Source organism: Pseudoalteromonas sp. BMB, assembly GCF_001709235.1.
GTDB classification, from domain to species: domain Bacteria; phylum Pseudomonadota; class Gammaproteobacteria; order Enterobacterales; family Alteromonadaceae; genus Pseudoalteromonas; species Pseudoalteromonas maricaloris.
Genome location: NZ_MBQA01000193.1, coordinates 105,214 through 122,265, shown reverse-complemented (window position 1 = coordinate 122,265; position 17,052 = coordinate 105,214). Strand labels below are relative to the sequence as shown.

The window sequence follows — 17,052 nt, the reverse complement described above, 5'->3', positions numbered from 1 at the left end:
AAAAATGCGGAGTATAGCAGAGGCTGCAGCCATCCCCTAGCCTTTTAAATGCAGGTAAATCGACGCTGCGGTTGCTGACTGAATATAGTCAACCAATTGCTCCTTAATGAGTTCGAGCATGGCAATAAAAGTAACCACCACACCACTGCGCCCTTCGTCCAAGGTAAAGAATCGCGCAAATTCTACCGGCTTATCCTGTTCTCGTAGCAATTGCAATATAAAGCTCATACGCTCTCGAGTCGAAAGTGCTTCTGCGGATATATGATGGTGCTCAAAGGTCTTGGCTCTAGCCATCACTTCCGACAGCGCCAAAAGTAATTCCCTCAGTTCAATGTCTGGGAATTCTGGCTCATTGTCGGTACTACTGTCTACCAGCGCATGAGCGACAAAGATATCACGCTCAACACGAGGGATCTCATCTAAATTCTCAGCGGCTTGCTTAAATTGCTCGTATTCCTGCAAGCGTCTCACCAGCTCTGCTCTGGGGTCTTCCTCTTCCTCTAATTCTTCGTGTTTTGGTAGTAGCATTCTTGATTTTATTTGTGCCAGCAAAGCTGCCATCACTAAGTATTCACCCGCAAGTTCGAGCTGCATGTCCTTCATCATTTCAACATACTGAACATACTGCTGAGTAATACTAAAAATCGGTAATTCTAGAATATCTAATTTATGTCTTTTTATAAGATAAAGCAGTAAGTCCAACGGGCCTTCAAAGGTCTCTAAGATAACTTCTAGGGCTTCGGGGGGAATATAAAGATCTTCCGGCTTTTCAATTACCGCTTCACCGTGTAAAAAGGCTAGCGGTAATTTCTGTTGGAGTGCTTCTGTCATCTCAACATGCGTTATTCAAAAGGCGACGTATCGCCACAGCCACGACGCAAAATTTCAATGGTGTCTTCGGACATATCAATAACAGTGGTTGCTTGCTCGATTAAATAGCCACCATGAATGATCAAGTCTACGTGCTTCTCAATACGCATGCGGATATCATCGGGGTCAGACTCAGTAAACTGCTCTCCTGGCAAAATCAAAGAGCATGACATCAAAGGTTCACCTAGTGCTTCCAACAACGCGCAAGTAATTGGGTTATCAGTCACACGGATCCCGATGGTTTTTTTCTTCTCATTGAGCAAACGACGAGGAACTTCTTTCGTCCCTTTAAAAATAAACGTGTACGGACCGGGCGTATTATTTTTAATCATCCTAAACATTTGATTATCGACACGGGCATAGGTCGAAAGCTCCGACAGATCACGACATAAAAGAGTGAAGTTATGGTGCTTTTCAATGCCGCGGATCCGCTCTATCCGCTCCTTAGCTTGCTTATTACCGAGGTTGCAACCAATGGCATAGCCGGAGTCGGTTGGAAACACCACCACGCCACCTTGTTCAATAATATCAGCCGCTTGGCGAATTAAACGCGTTTGCGGGTTATCTGGGTGAATATGAAAAAATTGGCTCATAAGCTTATTCCTCTTTGCCTCCCCAATGACGCCAAACTCCTTGACAATCTTTAGGTAAATACAAGTTACGACCAAGGTCGACCCAAGGCATTGGGAAGTGGAAATCTGACCCTTGGCTTGCTAACAATTCAAACTCTTGACTTAGTCGCCCCAAAAATTGGCGCTCAGTAGGCGCTTGCTGGGGCTGTGCAACTTCCATTGCAGCTCCCCCAACCGCTTTAAATTCAGCAATTAACTTTCTTAGCCACTTATTCGACATCTTATATCGAGCAGGGTGTGCCAGCACACTTACTCCACCCGCAGCGTGAATAGCAGAAACGGCCGTTTGTATATCGCACCACTGACTTGGCACATACCCAGTTTTGCCGCGTGCTAAAAATTTATTGAAAACGCTTTGCACGTTTTTAGCCACGCCCCGCTCAACCAGCACTTGAGCAAAATGCGCTCTGGTGATCTGCGCAGTTTGGGCAAGTGCAAGGGCATCTTCGTAGACATGCTCATAACCCTTTTTGGCTAATCGCTCGCCGATTTCTTTTGCTCTGGCTTCTCGCTTTTGCTGCTGTTCGTGCAGCAGCTTTGTTAATGCTTCATGCTCAGGGTCAAAATTCAATCCAACAATATGGATCTCAAAGCTTTCCCATTTTGTGGAAATTTCAACGCCACTGATAAGTTCTAACGTGAGATTATTTTGGCTAATGTAGTCACGGGCAGGCTGGATCGCATCTATCGTGTCATGATCTGTAATTGCAAGAATATCAACGCCTTTTTCCGTTGCTCGCTCAAGCAATTCATCAACAGCTAAGCGGCCATCGGAAAAAGTAGTATGGCTATGGAGGTCATATTTAATCAAAATGTATTAACTATCTCTATGAATTATCAACGTTTTGATTATATCACAAGTTAACTGATACGACCTTAGGTTATTTTCTGATATTTGCCCTTGACACTTGTAGCAAGAATAGGGTTTACTGTAGCTAATTTAGATTAAACAACGAAATATTCACAAATGAACAAACAAATTCAAAAAAACATTTGGTGGTGGCACTCGAACTAAGCGGGTGTGTTTCGTTATATCTACGATTTATCAACCCGCGCAATGTCGCGGGTTTTTTTATACTTTTTAGAGGCTTATATGAACAACAATATCACAGTAAACACAATTTGGTGGTGGTGGATGCCCTAGCGGGACGGTATTGTTGTGTCTGAACAATAACCCCCGCAGAGCTCAGCTTTCGGGGGTTTTTTATTTTCTAAACAGAATATCTAGAAATTAAGAGGAATGAGGTTTGATTTTTAGTCATATAACGACCACACCAGGTGAGGTCACCAGCATAAGACAAAGGCGCGATTATATTGCCAGCCCACTGTCTTTATACGCAGGTTTAAACAAAGCAAACTCGTTACTGCTCGAATCAGCAGAAATAGAGTCTAAAGACAATGTGAAAAGTATCGTGCTTGTGGATAGTGCAATTCGATTCGAATGTAATGGCGCCCAAGTCATTGCCAAAGCCTTGTCTAACAATGGTGCTCAATTGCTACCGTACCTTGCACACAAGGTCACAAATTGTCACGTGATCCTCAATGATAATACTTTGACGCTCACGTACAACGCATTGGAAAGTAACATTGATGAGCATACAAAACTAAAAGCGGATAACGCCTTTAGTGCGCTCAGAACCTGTATCAATGAAATTAAACGTAACTCAGATACGCCGTTTTCCGTCCTTTTAGGTGGAGTATTCGCCTATGATATGGTGGCAAACTTTGAGCAACTTCCTGAAGTACCAGATGGGGACAACGACTGTCCCGACTATGTTTTCTATCTCGCTGAAACCCTAGTTGTGATCGATCATCAAGCACGAACTACTGAGCTCATTGGTAATGTTTTCAATGGCCCTGAGGTTCACGCCAATTGTTTTGAAGTAGGCAAACAGCTAGAAGAGCTAAACAGTCAATGTGACCAAATCACTGAATTTCAGTTTGAGCCACAAAGTGGCGCTGCAGACGTCAAAGTCAATGTGAGTGACGACGAATATTGTCAACACGTTGAAAAGTTGAAAACCAACATTATCAACGGTGACATCTTTCAAGTCGTTCCCTCTCGCACTTTTTCACTTCCTTGCCATAACTCACTCGCCGCCTATAAACAGCTCAAACTACAAAACCCTAGTCCCTACATGTTTTATATGAAGGATGAACGCTTTGTACTATTTGGTGCATCTCCAGAGTCGGCGCTCAAATATTGTGAGCAGAGTAACCAAGTTGAAGTCTATCCCATCGCGGGGACGAGACCACGAGGTAAGTTTGCTGATGGCAGTATCAATCCAGATTTAGATAGCCGCATTGAACTTGAGCTGCGCAACGATCAAAAAGAGCGTGCAGAGCACCTTATGCTGGTTGACCTTGCCCGTAACGATGTCGCACGGATCAGTATTGCAGGTACTCGACACGCAAAAGAATTATTGAAAGTGGACCGCTACTCACAAGTCATGCATTTGGTATCACGCGTCGTTGGCCAATTAAAGCCGGATTTAGATGCGCTTCACGCCTATCAGGCTTGTATGAATATGGGCACTCTCGTCGGCGCACCAAAAGTTAAAGCCGCAGAACTTGTTCGCCATACAGAAAAGCAGCGTCGTGGTAGTTACGGCGGAGCGGTAGGTTATTTGATGGGCAATGGCGCGATGGACAGCTGCATCGTCATTCGCTCCGCGTTTGTAAAAGATAACATTGCTTACGTGCAAGCGGGTGCGGGTGTTGTGTTTGATTCAAATCCACAAAGTGAAGCAAATGAAACCAAAGCTAAAGCCATGGCAGTGATTAAAGCAGTACAGTCCACGTATGAAGGAACAAACCATGACTAAGGTATACTTTTTAGATAATTTTGATTCTTTCAGTTATAACCTTGTGGATGAGCTTAGTTTGCTAGGACTCGACTTGGTCGTTTATCGTAACAATATCTCTGCCGAAACCATTTTCAATAAAATGTGTGCAGAGGTTGATCCTGTGATCTTAGTTTTATCACCCGGACCTGGCGCGCCATCGGAAGCAGGCTGTTTGCTCGCGTTAATTGAGCTATGTAAAGGTAAATTCCCCATGCTTGGGATTTGCCTCGGTCAACAAGCCCTAACCCAAAGTTATGGTGGTGAAGTTGGCAAAGCGGGTGAAACGGTACATGGCAAATCTTCTATTATTGAAGCGGATGAGCATCCGGTATTTGCCGGACTTGGGACGCAATTTCCTGTTGCGCGTTATCACTCTCTGATGGCAACAAGCGTACCACCAGCACTGCAAGTGATCGCGAGATATCAGGCCATTCCGATGGCTATCTATCACAGTGAACACAAAGTGATTGGCTATCAATTTCACCCAGAATCAATATTGACCCCCAATGGCGCTCAGCTATTACAACAAAGTATCGCGTACCTTAGCGCTTAGGAGAGCACGATGGAAAAGTTACAACCTCTATTACAGCAACAAGATTTATCGTTCGACGCCGCCAAATCCTTGTTTAGCGATATTATGGCTGGACAACTGAGCGACATCGAACTTACCGCAGCGCTGCTTGCGCTAAAGTTTAAAGGTGAAACAGCGGCGGAAATAGCCGGAGCAGCTCAGGCTATGCGTGATCATGCCACCGCATTTGACAAGCAAGACCTACTCGCAGCAGACAGCTGTGGTACGGGTGGCGATGGCACAAATACCATCAACGTGAGTACCACCGCCGCCATTGTCGCCGCAGCATGTGGTATTAATATGGTCAAACACGGTAATCGCAGCGTGAGCAGTAAATCTGGTTCCGCGGATTTACTAAAAGCACTTGGGATCAACATTGATATGACTCCCGCACTTGCAGAAAAGTGCTTAGCAGAGACCGGCTTTACCTTTTTGTTTGCACCGCATTACCACGCTGGTGTAAAACATGCTATGCCGGTTCGCACTCAACTAAAAACACGCACGATATTTAATATTCTCGGGCCATTGGCAAACCCTGCTAAGCCTGAGGTGCAATTACTCGGCGTTTACGACCCTGCCCTTGTTTTACCCATGGCCGAAACGTTAAACCGCTTAGGTACGAAACGAGCGATGGTAGTTCACGGTAGTGGCACAGATGAAATTGCCCTACACGGCGAAACGCTAGTCGCAGAAGTAAAGCATGGTGAAGTGACGCAATACACCGTTACCCCAAGCGATTTTGGACTAGAAAACTATTCACTTGAATCTATTGCTGGTGATACGCCAGAATATAACGCGAAAGCGAGCCTTGCGATTTTAAATGGTGAAGGCGAAGCTGCACACAATGCAGCGATCATTGCAAACGTTGCAGCCTTGTTGGTATTAACCGATAAGGCCGCAGATTTTAAAACCGCAAGCCAACAAGTACGCGAAGTGCTTGCTAGCAAGAAAGCCATGACAACCTTGGCTAACATTGTAGAGGTGAGTAATGGCTAATGTATTAGAAAAAATTGTTGCCGATAAAGTCGAAGAATTAAAAGCGCGTAAGGCGCAGCGTCCGTTAAGTGACTTTATCGACAAAGTAACCCCCACCACGCTTAACTTCACCGCTGCGTTGGCGCAAGCTGGAACACAATTTATTTTAGAGTGCAAAAAGGCGTCGCCTTCAAAAGGCCTTATTCGCTCACATTTTGATTTGACTGAAATTACCAGTGTTTATCGTAAGTACGCGACATGTATTAGTGTACTAACCGACGAAAAATACTTTCAAGGCAGTTATGAATACCTTGCCACGGTGAGAAAGCTGGTTGATCAGCCTCTGATCTGTAAAGACTTCTTTATTGATGAATACCAAGTTTATCTCGCCCGCTTACACGGTGGCGATGCCATTCTTTTGATGTTGTCTGTATTAAATGACGAAGAGTATTTGGCACTAGCGAGCGTGGCCAAATCACTTAATATGTCGATTTTAACGGAAGTAAGCAACGAAGAAGAAGTGACAAGAGCGCTTGCGTTAGATGCTGAACTTATCGGTATTAACAACCGTGACCTCAGAGACTTATCAACGGATTTAGCAACTACAGAGAAGCTAAGAAAGTTAATCCCCGAAGACAAAGTGGTAATTTCAGAGTCTGGCATATACACACACCGCGATGTGAAACGCTTATCACCGATTTGTGACGGCTTTTTGGTCGGTAGTTCACTGATGGCTGAGCAGGACTTAGAACTTGCTTGCAGACGCTTGATTTTGGGCGAAAACAAAGTGTGTGGTCTTACTCGAAGCCAAGATGCGCAAGCAGCTTATGAAGCTGGAGCGGTATACGGCGGTCTTATCTTTTATCCAAAATCGCCTCGTTATGTCGACATTGATTGTGCGAAGGCCGTTGCCGATAGCGCACCGCTCAAGTACGTTGGTGTGTTCGTTAACGCACCGCTTGAGCAAGTTGCTGAGTATGCGCAAATATTAAAACTGAGTGCAGTGCAATTACATGGCAACGAAGATGAGTTGTACATCGATACCCTGCGAAAACAACTTCCAGTTACCTGTCAAATTTGGAAAGCACAAGGTGTGGACACAGCACTGCCAAGCCCCTTCGCTGGCGTAGACAAGCAATTGTACGATACCAAAACCGACTCTGCATTTGGTGGCACGGGACAAGTGTTTGATTGGCAGCTATTAAATCGTAGTTCGAGCAATTATATGTTGGCTGGCGGCCTAAACCCCGACAATATTCACGGTGCCGTTAATATAGGTGCCGATGGTCTTGACCTAAATTCAGGCGTTGAGCAATCGCCTGGTAAAAAATGCGCTCAAAAAATCGCTAACGCGTTTACACAAATTCGAAAATATTGAGGTGGACATGAGTAATTCAGCTTATTTTGGTGACTTCGGAGGCATGTTTGTGCCCGAGTTACTCGTACCTGCGTTAAAGCAGTTAGAACAGGAATTTTATAAATCACAAAAAGACCCAGAATTTCAGCAGGAGTTTTATCAACTTTTGAATGAATTTGCGGGTCGCCCAACACCACTGACCAAGACACGCAACTTAGTTAAAAACCCTAAGGTCAAACTGTACTTAAAGCGTGAAGATTTACTTCACGGTGGTGCACACAAGACCAACCAAGTGTTAGGTCAAGCGCTCTTAACCAAACGTATGGGTAAAAAAGAAGTCATTGCTGAAACCGGCGCTGGACAACATGGTGTTGCAACCGCCCTAGCCTGCTCCTTACTCGGCTTAAAGTGCCGGGTATACATGGGGGCTAAAGATGTTGAGCGTCAGCAACCAAACGTATTTAGAATGCGTTTGATGGGTGCGGAAGTTATCCCAGTTACCGCCGGCTCAGGCACATTAAAAGACGCGGTAAATGAAGCATTACGTGACTGGTCTGCAAACTACAAAACGGCACATTATTTACTCGGAACGGCTGCAGGCCCTCATCCATTCCCGACGATTGTCCGAGAGTTCCAAAAAATGATTGGTGAAGAGGCGAAACAACAAGTACTAAAAGCGGAAGGTCGTTTGCCAGATGCAGTTATCGCTTGTGTGGGCGGCGGCTCAAATGCTATTGGTATGTTCGCAGACTTTATTGATGAAAAAGACGTTAAATTAATCGGGGTTGAACCGGCTGGTAAAGGCTTAGATACCGATGAGCACGGCGCTGCACTATGTAAAGGAAGTAAAGGCATCTTGCACGGCGCCTATACCTATATCATGCAGAATAAAGATGGCCAAATTGAAGAATCTTACTCTGTGTCAGCAGGTCTTGACTACCCAGCTGTTGGTCCACAACACGCCTACCTTCATGAAACAGGCCGCGCGCAATATGTTGGTATTACCGACACTGAAGCATTAAATGCCTTTCAAGCGCTTGCTAAACACGAAGGTATTATTCCAGCCCTAGAGTCAAGCCATGCTCTGGCATACGCACTAAAATATGCAGAAGCGCAAACCGAAGAAACGGTGATCGTTGTTAACTTAAGTGGTCGCGGAGACAAAGACTTAGCTCACGTCCACCAGGTACTGTCTGAGCGAGGTGAACTATGAGACGTTATGATGCGATGTTCGCGCACTTAAATGAAAAAAACCAAGGTGCATTTGTTCCTTTCGTGACGATTGGCGATCCCAATAAGGCTCTCAGTATTGAGATCATTAAAAGTCTGATTGACGGTGGTGCTGATGCATTGGAGCTCGGTATTCCGTTTTCCGATCCCATCGCCGATGGTCCTGTTATTCAAGCGGCTAACATCCGTGCATTAAAGCAAGATGTTAATACACAAGACTGTCTTGAGATCATCGCTGAAATTCGTCGCTACAACAGTGATATCCCAATTGGTTTGTTGCTTTACTCAAACTTGATTTTTGCTCGTGGTATTGAGCAGTTTTATCAAGACGCCAAAACTGCGGGTGTGGATTCTATCTTAGTTGCTGATGTGCCACTGCACGAAGCCAAACCGTTTAGGCTCACTGCAATGGCAAATGATATCGCGCCAATTTTCATTGCCACACCGAATGCCTGCGATGATACGTTACGAGAATGCGCCACCCGAGGTCGTGGCTATACTTATTTACTTTCGCGTGCAGGCGTGACTGGTACAGAAACGACGGCACAAATGCCGGCAACAGAGATGATCACCAAACTTATCGAGTATCATGCTGCGCCGCCACTGCTAGGGTTTGGTATTTCTGAACCGGAGCATGTAAAGCATGCGATTAGCTCAGGTGCAGCAGGTGCGATAAGTGGCTCTGCGGTGGTGAAAATCATCGAAAAACACTTGGATGACCCTAGCACCATGTGCTTTGAGCTAAAAACCTTTGTTGCGCGAATGAAAGCTGCAACGCAAAAGTAATATTACTTTCAAGCCAGTGTTAGACACTGGCTTTTCTTAGAATTAACGCAAGTTATCTTTTAAGGCTTTAGCTGGCTTAAACAATATCTTGTTTTGTCCCTCAATGGTGATGGTCTCACCTGTTTGAGGATTACGTCCTTGCTTTGGGGGATGATAACTTAACGCGAATGTCCCAAGCCCATTGATTTGCATTTGATCGCCTTCTGACAAGCGCTTTTTAGTGGCCTGTAAAATGACATTTAACACCGCCTGTGAATCTTTCTTTGTTAATCCACTAATTCCCGCCATTTTTGTAACTAAATCGCTCTTATTCATGCAAATACCTCTGAACCATTGAATGAGCGCAGCAGGCTATGGGTTTCATCAAAGAAAGTCAATGTTGATGTTCTCGCCGTATCTTGGTAAAACCCTTACAACCAACTTTGTTAGGATAAAAAATGTCATTTTTAATTGAGTACTTACCGCTCATCTTATTTTTTGCGGTTTATAAGTTTGTCGATATTTTTTGGGCAACGGGAGTGCTAATCATCGCCTCTCTTATACAGGTCGCACACCAATACATCACTAAGCGCGAAGTCGCAAAACGTCATTGGGTATTCTTAGCGATTGCGTTGATCCTCGGTGGGATGACGATTTTCTTCCATGATGAGCAATTTATAAAATGGAAAGCCACGATTATTTATGCCATTTTAGGTGCAGCCCTACTCATATCCAGGTACCTGTTTAATAAAAACTTGGTAAAAGGCGCACTCGAAGGCGTGTTAAAGTCAGTTGCTGAGAAGGAAAAAAGCGAGATTGATATTGATTTACCAGCCAAAGACTGCGACCAATTAAATCTATTTTGGGCAGTATTACTTTTCTTCATCGCAGGCCTAAACCTTTACGTTGCGTACCACTTCTCTCTTGATTTTTGGGTGAACTTTAAAGTCTTTGGTTTAATTGGGATCACCTTCGTTGCCCTCCTCTTTACCATGTTTAAAATTCAAAAATATTTACCTGAAGAGTAACCATTCAAGGTTCATCTGCAGCTGCTATAGTTAACGAGTGAGAGCTAACTATAGCGGCTTGTAGCCGCCAAATATTTTGGGGAACTAGCCTTGAACGCAAGCCAATACCGGTGGTGTGAACTCGTATTTGTATTCTTTGTCCTGCCCATTATCGCTTATCAATTCCGTGATCACCTCAACAATTGGCTTTTTCCAGCACTGATCATTTTAATGGCAGTCTGTACCCACTTACTACTAACCGACCCCCATTTCAAACGCTTCAGGTTAACCAGTTTGGGGGAGTTTTCGTCCGTCAAAAAGCGATTATTTACCACGTTTTTCGCAGGTGCAATGTTTTCAGCCATGCTCTATGGTTTAGTTAGCCAAGGAAATTGGTTTTCCCTACCGCTCAATTCCCCCAGCGACTGGTTATTATTATTAGTTGCTTACCCTATTCTTTCCGTCTTACCACAAGAGTTAATTTTTAGGAGCTACTTCTTTCATCGCTATAAAAGGATTTTACCAAATAAAAACAATCGAGTTTTGCTAAGTGCATTAGTGTTTGCGCTTGCTCACTGCATCTATGACAACTGGATAGCCGTGGCATTATCTTTTGTTGGAGGGCTACTATTTTCTTATACCTACGCCCATAGTCGCTCGCTTGCGGTGTGTGTGTTAGAGCATAGCCTGTGGGGACTGTGGATGTTTACAATAGGAATTGGGCAGTACTTAGATTCGGGCGTAAAATTTTAGTGGCTTAGTGGAGAATAAACATCGGCGCATTAATACGCCGATGTCATCATGCCCAAAACGAATGTCTTGTCGCTAGAAGCCAAAGATACTGAATGCAAAATATTTAGTTGCAACGGTATTAATGAAAATAGCCAACAGGATCACTGGGATGAATGTAGATAGAGAGAAATTAATGTATTTCTCAGTGAAGCTACCTACGTACCCCTCAGCGCCTTGCGCAAGTTCTTCATTCAAACCAGATTTTTTCCAGCGATAAGTAACGAATAGACACAACAGCAAACCATTCAAGGGTAAAATAGTGTCGTAAAACACGTCGTAGATTAGATCAAAGAAGCTCTTCTGAGCATCGCCATAACTTACAAAGCTTGTAAGCCAATCCACCATTCCAAAAGACATAGTAGATAACACAGTCAAAATTCCTGTGGTCAACGCTAAGATAATCAGGGCCTTTTTACGTGAAATACATTTTTCTTCCATCAAAGTCGCGGTAGGCACCTCTACAATTGACACAAGCGACGTTATCGCGGCAAAGAAAACCAATAAAAAGAAAGTACCAGCAACAATTGAGGCACCGACGTAGCCAATATCATCTTGTAAAGCCAATAACAATTTAGGCAAGTAATCGAAAATCATAGATACTGAAGAGTCCGATAACTTACTTGGATCGGTATTCGGATTAAAACTAAAGATAGCCGGAAGTACCATCAGACCGGCAATGAATGCCACTAATGAGTCTGTAATAGCAACCATTTTAGAGCTACCGACAATGTCGTCTTTCTTAGAGATATAGGAAGCATAAGTGATCAATATACCCATACCTAAAGATAGTGAAAAGAAAGCCTGTGATAGCGCACCATTTAGCACACTTGCATTCATTTTTTCGAAGTCAGGAACGATGTAATAGCGTACACCTGCCATTGCGTTATCAAGGGTTAGTACGTATGCGACAAGGCCAATTAACATGACAAATAACGCTGGCATGAGTAACTTAGCCGCTTTTTCGATTCCTTCTTTTACACCGCCAACCAAGATAAGATTAACGATCACACCCACTATCAACATATAGATGAAAACATTGGTATCGTTGATAAAAGTGCCAAAGTACTTCGGAGAGGCGAGTACATCTAAGTTACCTAAAGCTGTTTGCGCTAAGAAGCCAAAGATCCAAACGGTAATAACCATGTAGAAGACGGCAATCATAAACGGCGTGAGTACAGCCAAAAATCCAGCTATTGACCACTTTTTATCGTGATTAGATAGCAGCTTATATGCGCCAAACGGGTCCTTTTGGGCTTTCCTACCCATAGCCATTTCGGCCATCATGACAGGTAAACAGATAAACACTACAAATAGTGCATAGATTAGTAAAAATGCTCCTCCACCATTTTTTGCGGCGGAAACAGGAAAGCCGACTAAGTTACCAATACCAACAGCAGAACCTGCAGCGGCAAGGATAAACCCTAATCGGGAGCTAAAATGCTCACGGTTTGCACTCATTGCAATCAACCTTATTATTATTTTCTACAAATATCCGAAGGACTCTACCAGTCAAGCTGAGTGTTTTTCAAGTTTAAATGTCTAATCACTGAAAAACTCTGTGTACATTTACTTTTGCACTGAGGGCGTTTTATCATAGTATTGATAAACGGCCCTGAAAAGCCGACAAAATACGTAAAAATAACAATAATAACCTAGAAACCAATCCGGAACTAATACTTATGCTTTACATGATCTATTCAACCGATGCTGAAAACTCATTAGCAAAACGTCTTGCTGCGCGCCCTGCTCACTTAGCTCGTTTAGAAGAATTAAAACAACAAGGTCGATTGTTTGCAGCAGGCCCGTTACCAGCTATTGACTCGGAAGATCCTGGTGAAGCAGGTTTTACGGGTTCTTTGGTTATTGCTGAGTTTGAAAACTTAGAAAGTGCGCAGCAATGGGCGAGCGTCGATCCCTATATTGATGCTGGTGTCTATACTGCTAGTATTGTAAAACCGTACAAGCGAGTTCTGCCATAAAAGTTTACTGAACGTTAAGTTCAGCAAAGGTTAATTACAAAAGCACTAAATTTGTTTGAGATTTATGAAGTTTAGACACTTAGTATCTATGAAACTGTGGAGCTTAAAATGCGATTGCAACTCACTCTCTTAGCGTTGATCTTGGCGTTCGCTTCGAGTGTAGCAGACGCCAATAGCCGCAATGATAAGAATGTAAAGACAATTACAAAAAAAGAAGCTGTGTCTCTGGCGCTTGATAAGTACGCTGGGAAGACGCTTAAGATTTCTGAAGAAAATCAGTTTTTTGTGGTAAGAATTCTCCAACCCGATGGTCGAATTGTTGACTTAAAAGTCAACAAGAAGACAGGTGAAGTAAATAAGGACTAAGGATGCGTATTTTAGTTATCGAAGACGATATTCAACTAGCAGAAAACCTGCGAAATGCATTAGAGAAAGAAAAATATAGCGTTGACTTGTGTCATGATGGTGAGTCTGGATTATTTCACCTTGAAGAATATCCGTTAGATATGGCAGTGATCGATCTCGGCTTGCCAAAACTTGACGGTATCGAAATTATCCGTAGAGCACGTGCTAACGGCGTTAAGATCCCTATTTTAATCTTAACGGCACGCGATCGCTGGCAAGACAAGGTAGAAGGCCTTGATGCTGGAGCTGATGACTACCTCACTAAACCGTTTCATGTTGAAGAGCTGATTGCGCGCTGTAATGCACTTATTAGACGTAGCGCTGGACAAGCAAATCCAGAGATTTGTATTGGCCCAATCAAAATCCACACTCGCTCACAGCAAGTCTGGGTTAACGATAACGAGCTATCACTAACGGCCTATGAATATAAAGTTTTAGAATACCTAATGGTTAACCCACAAAAAGTTATTTCTAAATCTGAACTCACAGAGCACATATACGATCAGGACTTTGACTTAGACTCTAACGTCATTGAAGTGTTTGTCTTAAGACTGCGTAAAAAGCTAGACCCTGATGGCACTCTGAACCCCGTTGAAACCCTTAGAGGACGTGGATATAGGTTCAAAAATCAGTGGTAAACAGCTCTCAAATTTCGCTTAAAATAAGGCAAGGATTTATCCTTGTCTTTGTGCTTATTATTGCCCTTCCCGCGCTGTTTTTCTCCGTGGGCAGGGCTTATTATTCTTCTTTAGTCGATGCGACTGAAAAAACATTGGAAGCCCACCTCTACTCACTTATCTCTGAAGTCGAATTTGTCTCTAACGGACTCGAAATGCCTCGCAGTATTCTTGCACCTGAGTTAAACAGACTGAATTCTGATACTTATGCTCTGGTCTATCAAGATAACTCCCTCGTTTGGTATTCCGAGTCGGCTGTAAATCTCTCGATTTCACCTGACTTTTCAGAAAACCAAGCTGGAGCATCTGAGTTTAAAAGAGTTGAATATAATGGTGTGCTGTTTTGGCAACTTAGCCTGACCGTTATTCTCGGAAATGCAGAGCAATCGCAGCAAGCCCGCTTTGTACTTTTAAAGAAAAATGACGCGCTGATGGAGTTAATGTCAGGGTTTAGAAACACCTTGGTCAACTGGATGCTGGTTATGGGTGTGGTGATAGCAGGATTGATGGCATTTGGGTTTGTATGGAACGCAAGGCCGTTACAGCGATTGGATAAAGAAATTAAAGAGATTGAAGCTGGCGAGCGCGATAAGATCACGGGTCTTTACCCCGTCGAGCTTCTAACAATCAAATCCGACTTAAACCTACTATTGGAATCTCAAAAGCGTCAAAAAGAGAGATATAGAGCGTCACTTAGCGACCTTGCGCACGCGTTAAAAACGCCCCTTGCGGTGATAAAATCCAGTCCACTGGCAAAAGATGCAGACGCTCAGGAGCAACTAGACAGAATCAATGCGATGATCGAACATCAATTGAAACGTGCTGCAACGGGTGCATCCGATACATGGAAGAAACAAACATCAGTAAAACCTGTACTAGACTCAATACTCAACGCCATGACTAAAGTGTATCACGACAAGCACATTCAATTTTCCTCCGAATGTGGTGAGGAGGTTGCATTTCTTGGCGATAAAACGGATTTAATGGAAATTCTTGGTAATATTATAGATAACGCCTGTAAAGCATGTGGTTCCTTGGTCGATATAAAAGTAAGTGCACCTAAAAAGCGCCTACTAATCATAGAAGTAGAAGATGATGGCCCAGGCATTCCAGAACATCGCCGCTCAGAGCTACTGACCAGAGGTGCAAGATTAGACACCTATGAAGCTGGCCACGGCGTAGGAATGGCTATCGTATCTGATTTAGTTAAGTCATATCATGGCTTGATGCAAATCGGTACTTCCCAACATGGTGGCGCAAAATTTACGATAGAGTTTAACCATGAAAAGAATAATTAGCAGTCTACTGGTATCGGGATTAACCTTTTTTGTGATTGCAGACGACGATGTCACACTACAAGACTGTACGAAGTATGAGTCAACGCATCCGGAAAAAGCAAAAAAATTCCTCATGTGCCTGGATGGCAATATCAACTTACTTGAACGTCACCGTCAAACCTGGATCACTAAGTTATTGCTTGATACTAAAAAGTATCAAGCGGACACGGGTAATACTCAGATCTTGCCAATTATGGAACGTGCCCTTCGCAATCAGGAGGAATATATGGAAGATAGCTGCCGGTGGCGATACTTACTAGATATGCCAAACGCGACGCGCTCAGCGACGGCTTATAAAAATTGCAAAATTGCATTCTTAAAAGCCCACATCATTGAGCTGAAAAGCAGTAAAGTATTGAAAGAAGATTTGAATCTATAGCCGCATTTTTGATTGGATTATTAGGTGCTAAGTCTTAATAACCTGAGCTTCAGATAATAACGAATAAAATACTTAGAGAAGGAGCTGTTTGTAGCTCCTTTTTATTTGCCTAATCTCAGTGTTGTTAAGATGTTCTATTATCGGGTTGTTCTGAACCGAGAAGGATTGCAAGCCACTTACCCTCTTCACTGGTTTCAAGGGCTATTTTCACAACCATGGTAAGTGGCACAGAAAGCAGCATTCCCACAGTTCCGAGTAACCACCCCCAAAAGATTAACGAGAGAAACACGACTAAAGTCGACAAACCTAACCCTCGACCCATAAACCTCGGCTCAATAATGTTGCCCATTAAGGTATTAATACAAATGTAACCCACAGCAACAATGCCACTCACCAATGGTCCTTGTGTCACTAAGGCCAGTAAAACAGGTGGCACAGCCGCAATGATTGAACCTATGTTTGGAATATAGTTAAGCAAAAATGCAACTACGCCCCAAAGCACGAAGTAATCAACACCTAACGCCCATAAAAAAACGGCCGCTACGACACCTGTCGCCAATGACACCAGCGTTTTAATCGCCAAATAGCTATTGATAGAATCTAAAAATCTATCAATTTGCTGCATTTTCATCTCTGGATCGTCTAGAGCAAGATGCACTTTGTGGCCCAAAGAAGGTGCCTCAAAAAGCATGAAGATGACAATAAGCAAAATTAAAAAGCTATTTGCCATCACACCACCAAAGCCAGTCAGCATGTTGGTAGCCACATCGATTAGCTTATTTGGGTCTAGCATACTAATAAGTTGTTGTTTATCCAATAAGATATTGTAGTTCGCGGCAGTACTAACTAACCAAACGAACTTTTCTTGTAAATCTTCTTTATAAGTTGGCAGCTGCTTAGAGAAATCATTGACTGATTGCCCAACAAGCCCACCAATACTTGCACCTATTAAAATCACAAGTGCGATAATCACCAAAATGGCCAGCCCTTTTGGTATTTTAAAGCGAGCCAAAAACTTGAGCATGGGGTTACAGATAATCGCAATAAATGCAGCTAATATAAACGGCACGACAATCTCAGACGCAAGCTTGATACCACCTAACACTAAAAATAGCGAGGCCAAAACCACCAGCGTTTTGTTAATTCCAGTCAGTGAAGACACAGTTCACTCCTTTTGCTTTTTTACCATTCTAAAACAAACCACCTATAATGAAAATGAGTGATCTAACT

At 43.3% G+C, this 17,052-nt stretch carries 19 protein-coding genes; 13 read left to right on the top strand and 6 right to left on the bottom strand.

Annotated elements, in window-relative coordinates:
* Positions 1-36: 36 nt before the first annotated feature.
* From BB427_RS18480 to rnm, 3 genes are read right to left on the bottom strand one after another with little or no spacing between them, the layout of a single operon-like run.
* Positions 37-831, bottom strand: coding sequence for a segregation and condensation protein A (locus BB427_RS18480; protein ID WP_010378579.1), 795 nt, complete (start codon positions 829-831; stop codon positions 37-39).
* A gap of 11 nt (positions 832-842) precedes the next feature.
* Positions 843-1,463: an L-threonylcarbamoyladenylate synthase gene (locus tag BB427_RS18475; RefSeq protein WP_069022423.1), complete on the bottom strand. Its 621-nt coding sequence runs from the start codon at positions 1,461-1,463 to the stop codon at positions 843-845.
* Positions 1,464-1,467: 4 nt separating this feature from the next.
* Entirely contained in the window at positions 1,468-2,313 is an 846-nt protein-coding gene (gene rnm / locus BB427_RS18470) for an RNase RNM (protein ID WP_069022421.1), read from the bottom strand.
* A 436-nt stretch (positions 2,314-2,749) separates the two neighbouring features.
* On the opposite strand from rnm, the gene BB427_RS18465 reads away from it, so the two are divergent.
* From BB427_RS18465 to trpA, 6 genes are read left to right on the top strand one after another with little or no spacing between them, the layout of a single operon-like run.
* A complete protein-coding gene (locus BB427_RS18465) occupies positions 2,750-4,327 on the top strand; it encodes an anthranilate synthase component 1 (RefSeq protein WP_069022419.1) in 1,578 nt (525 codons plus the stop codon).
* The gene (locus tag BB427_RS18460; RefSeq protein WP_010378569.1) at positions 4,320-4,901 is read left to right on the top strand and encodes an aminodeoxychorismate/anthranilate synthase component II; all 582 of its coding nucleotides are present in this window, start codon (positions 4,320-4,322) and stop codon (positions 4,899-4,901) included. The genes BB427_RS18465 and BB427_RS18460 overlap by 8 nt, the downstream gene beginning before the upstream one ends.
* Positions 4,902-4,910: 9 nt before the next feature.
* Positions 4,911-5,915, top strand: a complete 1,005-nt coding sequence (trpD, locus tag BB427_RS18455; protein ID WP_069022417.1) for an anthranilate phosphoribosyltransferase — start codon at positions 4,911-4,913, stop codon at positions 5,913-5,915.
* Complete coding sequence (gene trpCF / locus BB427_RS18450) at positions 5,908-7,272, top strand: bifunctional indole-3-glycerol-phosphate synthase TrpC/phosphoribosylanthranilate isomerase TrpF (protein ID WP_069022415.1); 1,365 nt, start codon at positions 5,908-5,910, stop codon at positions 7,270-7,272. The genes trpD and trpCF overlap by 8 nt, the downstream gene beginning before the upstream one ends.
* 7 nt (positions 7,273-7,279) lie before the next feature.
* Positions 7,280-8,464: a tryptophan synthase subunit beta gene (gene trpB / locus BB427_RS18445; protein WP_017219145.1), complete on the top strand. Its 1,185-nt coding sequence runs from the start codon at positions 7,280-7,282 to the stop codon at positions 8,462-8,464.
* A complete protein-coding gene (gene trpA, locus BB427_RS18440; RefSeq protein ID WP_045989645.1) occupies positions 8,461-9,267 on the top strand; it encodes a tryptophan synthase subunit alpha in 807 nt (268 codons plus the stop codon). The genes trpB and trpA overlap by 4 nt, the downstream gene beginning before the upstream one ends.
* 42 nt (positions 9,268-9,309) lie before the next feature.
* On the opposite strand, the gene BB427_RS18435 is transcribed toward trpA, so the two are convergent.
* Positions 9,310-9,582 carry an HU family DNA-binding protein gene (locus tag BB427_RS18435; RefSeq protein ID WP_069022413.1) on the bottom strand — a complete coding sequence of 91 codons (273 nt, stop codon included), beginning with the start codon at positions 9,580-9,582 and terminating at the stop codon, positions 9,310-9,312.
* Between the two features lie 122 nt (positions 9,583-9,704).
* Between BB427_RS18435 and BB427_RS18430 the strand changes: the two genes are divergently transcribed.
* Complete coding sequence (locus BB427_RS18430; RefSeq protein WP_010374069.1) at positions 9,705-10,274, top strand: inner membrane-spanning protein YciB; 570 nt, start codon at positions 9,705-9,707, stop codon at positions 10,272-10,274.
* A gap of 90 nt (positions 10,275-10,364) precedes the next feature.
* Positions 10,365-11,006 carry a CPBP family intramembrane glutamic endopeptidase gene (locus tag BB427_RS18425; protein ID WP_069022411.1) on the top strand — a complete coding sequence of 214 codons (642 nt, stop codon included), beginning with the start codon at positions 10,365-10,367 and terminating at the stop codon, positions 11,004-11,006.
* 72 nt (positions 11,007-11,078) lie between these two features.
* Here BB427_RS18425 and BB427_RS18420 read toward each other — a convergent pair whose 3' ends face one another.
* Positions 11,079-12,503 (bottom strand): sodium-dependent transporter, encoded by a 1,425-nt coding sequence (locus BB427_RS18420; protein WP_010604974.1) that lies wholly within the window; start codon positions 12,501-12,503, stop codon positions 11,079-11,081.
* Positions 12,504-12,724: 221 nt separating this feature from the next.
* Here BB427_RS18420 and BB427_RS18415 point away from each other — a divergent pair, with 221 nt between their 5' ends.
* The 5 genes from BB427_RS18415 to BB427_RS18395 all read left to right on the top strand — a co-directional run bounded on the left by BB427_RS18415 (position 12,725) and on the right by BB427_RS18395 (position 15,822).
* Complete coding sequence (locus BB427_RS18415; RefSeq protein WP_045989641.1) at positions 12,725-13,024, top strand: YciI family protein; 300 nt, start codon at positions 12,725-12,727, stop codon at positions 13,022-13,024.
* Positions 13,025-13,132: 108 nt separating this feature from the next.
* Positions 13,133-13,390, top strand: coding sequence for a PepSY domain-containing protein (locus BB427_RS18410; protein WP_010374059.1), 258 nt, complete (start codon positions 13,133-13,135; stop codon positions 13,388-13,390).
* A 2-nt stretch (positions 13,391-13,392) separates the two neighbouring features.
* Complete coding sequence (locus BB427_RS18405) at positions 13,393-14,067, top strand: response regulator transcription factor (RefSeq protein WP_010374057.1); 675 nt, start codon at positions 13,393-13,395, stop codon at positions 14,065-14,067.
* Complete coding sequence (locus BB427_RS18400) at positions 14,061-15,404, top strand: ATP-binding protein (RefSeq protein ID WP_010374055.1); 1,344 nt, start codon at positions 14,061-14,063, stop codon at positions 15,402-15,404. Before BB427_RS18405 ends, BB427_RS18400 begins: the two co-directional genes overlap by 7 nt.
* Positions 15,388-15,822, top strand: a complete 435-nt coding sequence (locus tag BB427_RS18395; protein WP_010374053.1) for a hypothetical protein — start codon at positions 15,388-15,390, stop codon at positions 15,820-15,822. Before BB427_RS18400 ends, BB427_RS18395 begins: the two co-directional genes overlap by 17 nt.
* A gap of 124 nt (positions 15,823-15,946) precedes the next feature.
* On the opposite strand, the gene BB427_RS18390 is transcribed toward BB427_RS18395, so the two are convergent.
* Complete coding sequence (locus BB427_RS18390; protein ID WP_069022409.1) at positions 15,947-16,984, bottom strand: AI-2E family transporter; 1,038 nt, start codon at positions 16,982-16,984, stop codon at positions 15,947-15,949.
* Between the last annotated feature and the right edge of the window lie 68 nt (positions 16,985-17,052).

What these genes read in the sequence shown, in the direction of transcription:
- BB427_RS18480 (WP_010378579.1), bottom strand. Translation starts at nt 831, where the DNA reads ATGACAGAAGCACTCCAACAGAAATTACCGCTAGCCTTTTTACACGGT.
- BB427_RS18475 (WP_069022423.1), bottom strand. Translation starts at nt 1,463, where the DNA reads ATGAGCCAATTTTTTCATATTCACCCAGATAACCCGCAAACGCGTTTA.
- BB427_RS18460 (WP_010378569.1), top strand. Translation starts at nt 4,320, where the DNA reads ATGACTAAGGTATACTTTTTAGATAATTTTGATTCTTTCAGTTATAAC.
- trpD (WP_069022417.1), top strand. Translation starts at nt 4,911, where the DNA reads ATGGAAAAGTTACAACCTCTATTACAGCAACAAGATTTATCGTTCGAC.
- trpCF (WP_069022415.1), top strand. Translation starts at nt 5,908, where the DNA reads ATGGCTAATGTATTAGAAAAAATTGTTGCCGATAAAGTCGAAGAATTA.
- trpB (WP_017219145.1), top strand. Translation starts at nt 7,280, where the DNA reads ATGAGTAATTCAGCTTATTTTGGTGACTTCGGAGGCATGTTTGTGCCC.
- trpA (WP_045989645.1), top strand. Translation starts at nt 8,461, where the DNA reads ATGAGACGTTATGATGCGATGTTCGCGCACTTAAATGAAAAAAACCAA.
- BB427_RS18435 (WP_069022413.1), bottom strand. Translation starts at nt 9,582, where the DNA reads ATGAATAAGAGCGATTTAGTTACAAAAATGGCGGGAATTAGTGGATTA.
- BB427_RS18430 (WP_010374069.1), top strand. Translation starts at nt 9,705, where the DNA reads ATGTCATTTTTAATTGAGTACTTACCGCTCATCTTATTTTTTGCGGTT.
- BB427_RS18420 (WP_010604974.1), bottom strand. Translation starts at nt 12,503, where the DNA reads ATGAGTGCAAACCGTGAGCATTTTAGCTCCCGATTAGGGTTTATCCTT.
- BB427_RS18415 (WP_045989641.1), top strand. Translation starts at nt 12,725, where the DNA reads ATGCTTTACATGATCTATTCAACCGATGCTGAAAACTCATTAGCAAAA.
- BB427_RS18410 (WP_010374059.1), top strand. Translation starts at nt 13,133, where the DNA reads ATGCGATTGCAACTCACTCTCTTAGCGTTGATCTTGGCGTTCGCTTCG.
- BB427_RS18405 (WP_010374057.1), top strand. Translation starts at nt 13,393, where the DNA reads ATGCGTATTTTAGTTATCGAAGACGATATTCAACTAGCAGAAAACCTG.
- BB427_RS18395 (WP_010374053.1), top strand. Translation starts at nt 15,388, where the DNA reads ATGAAAAGAATAATTAGCAGTCTACTGGTATCGGGATTAACCTTTTTT.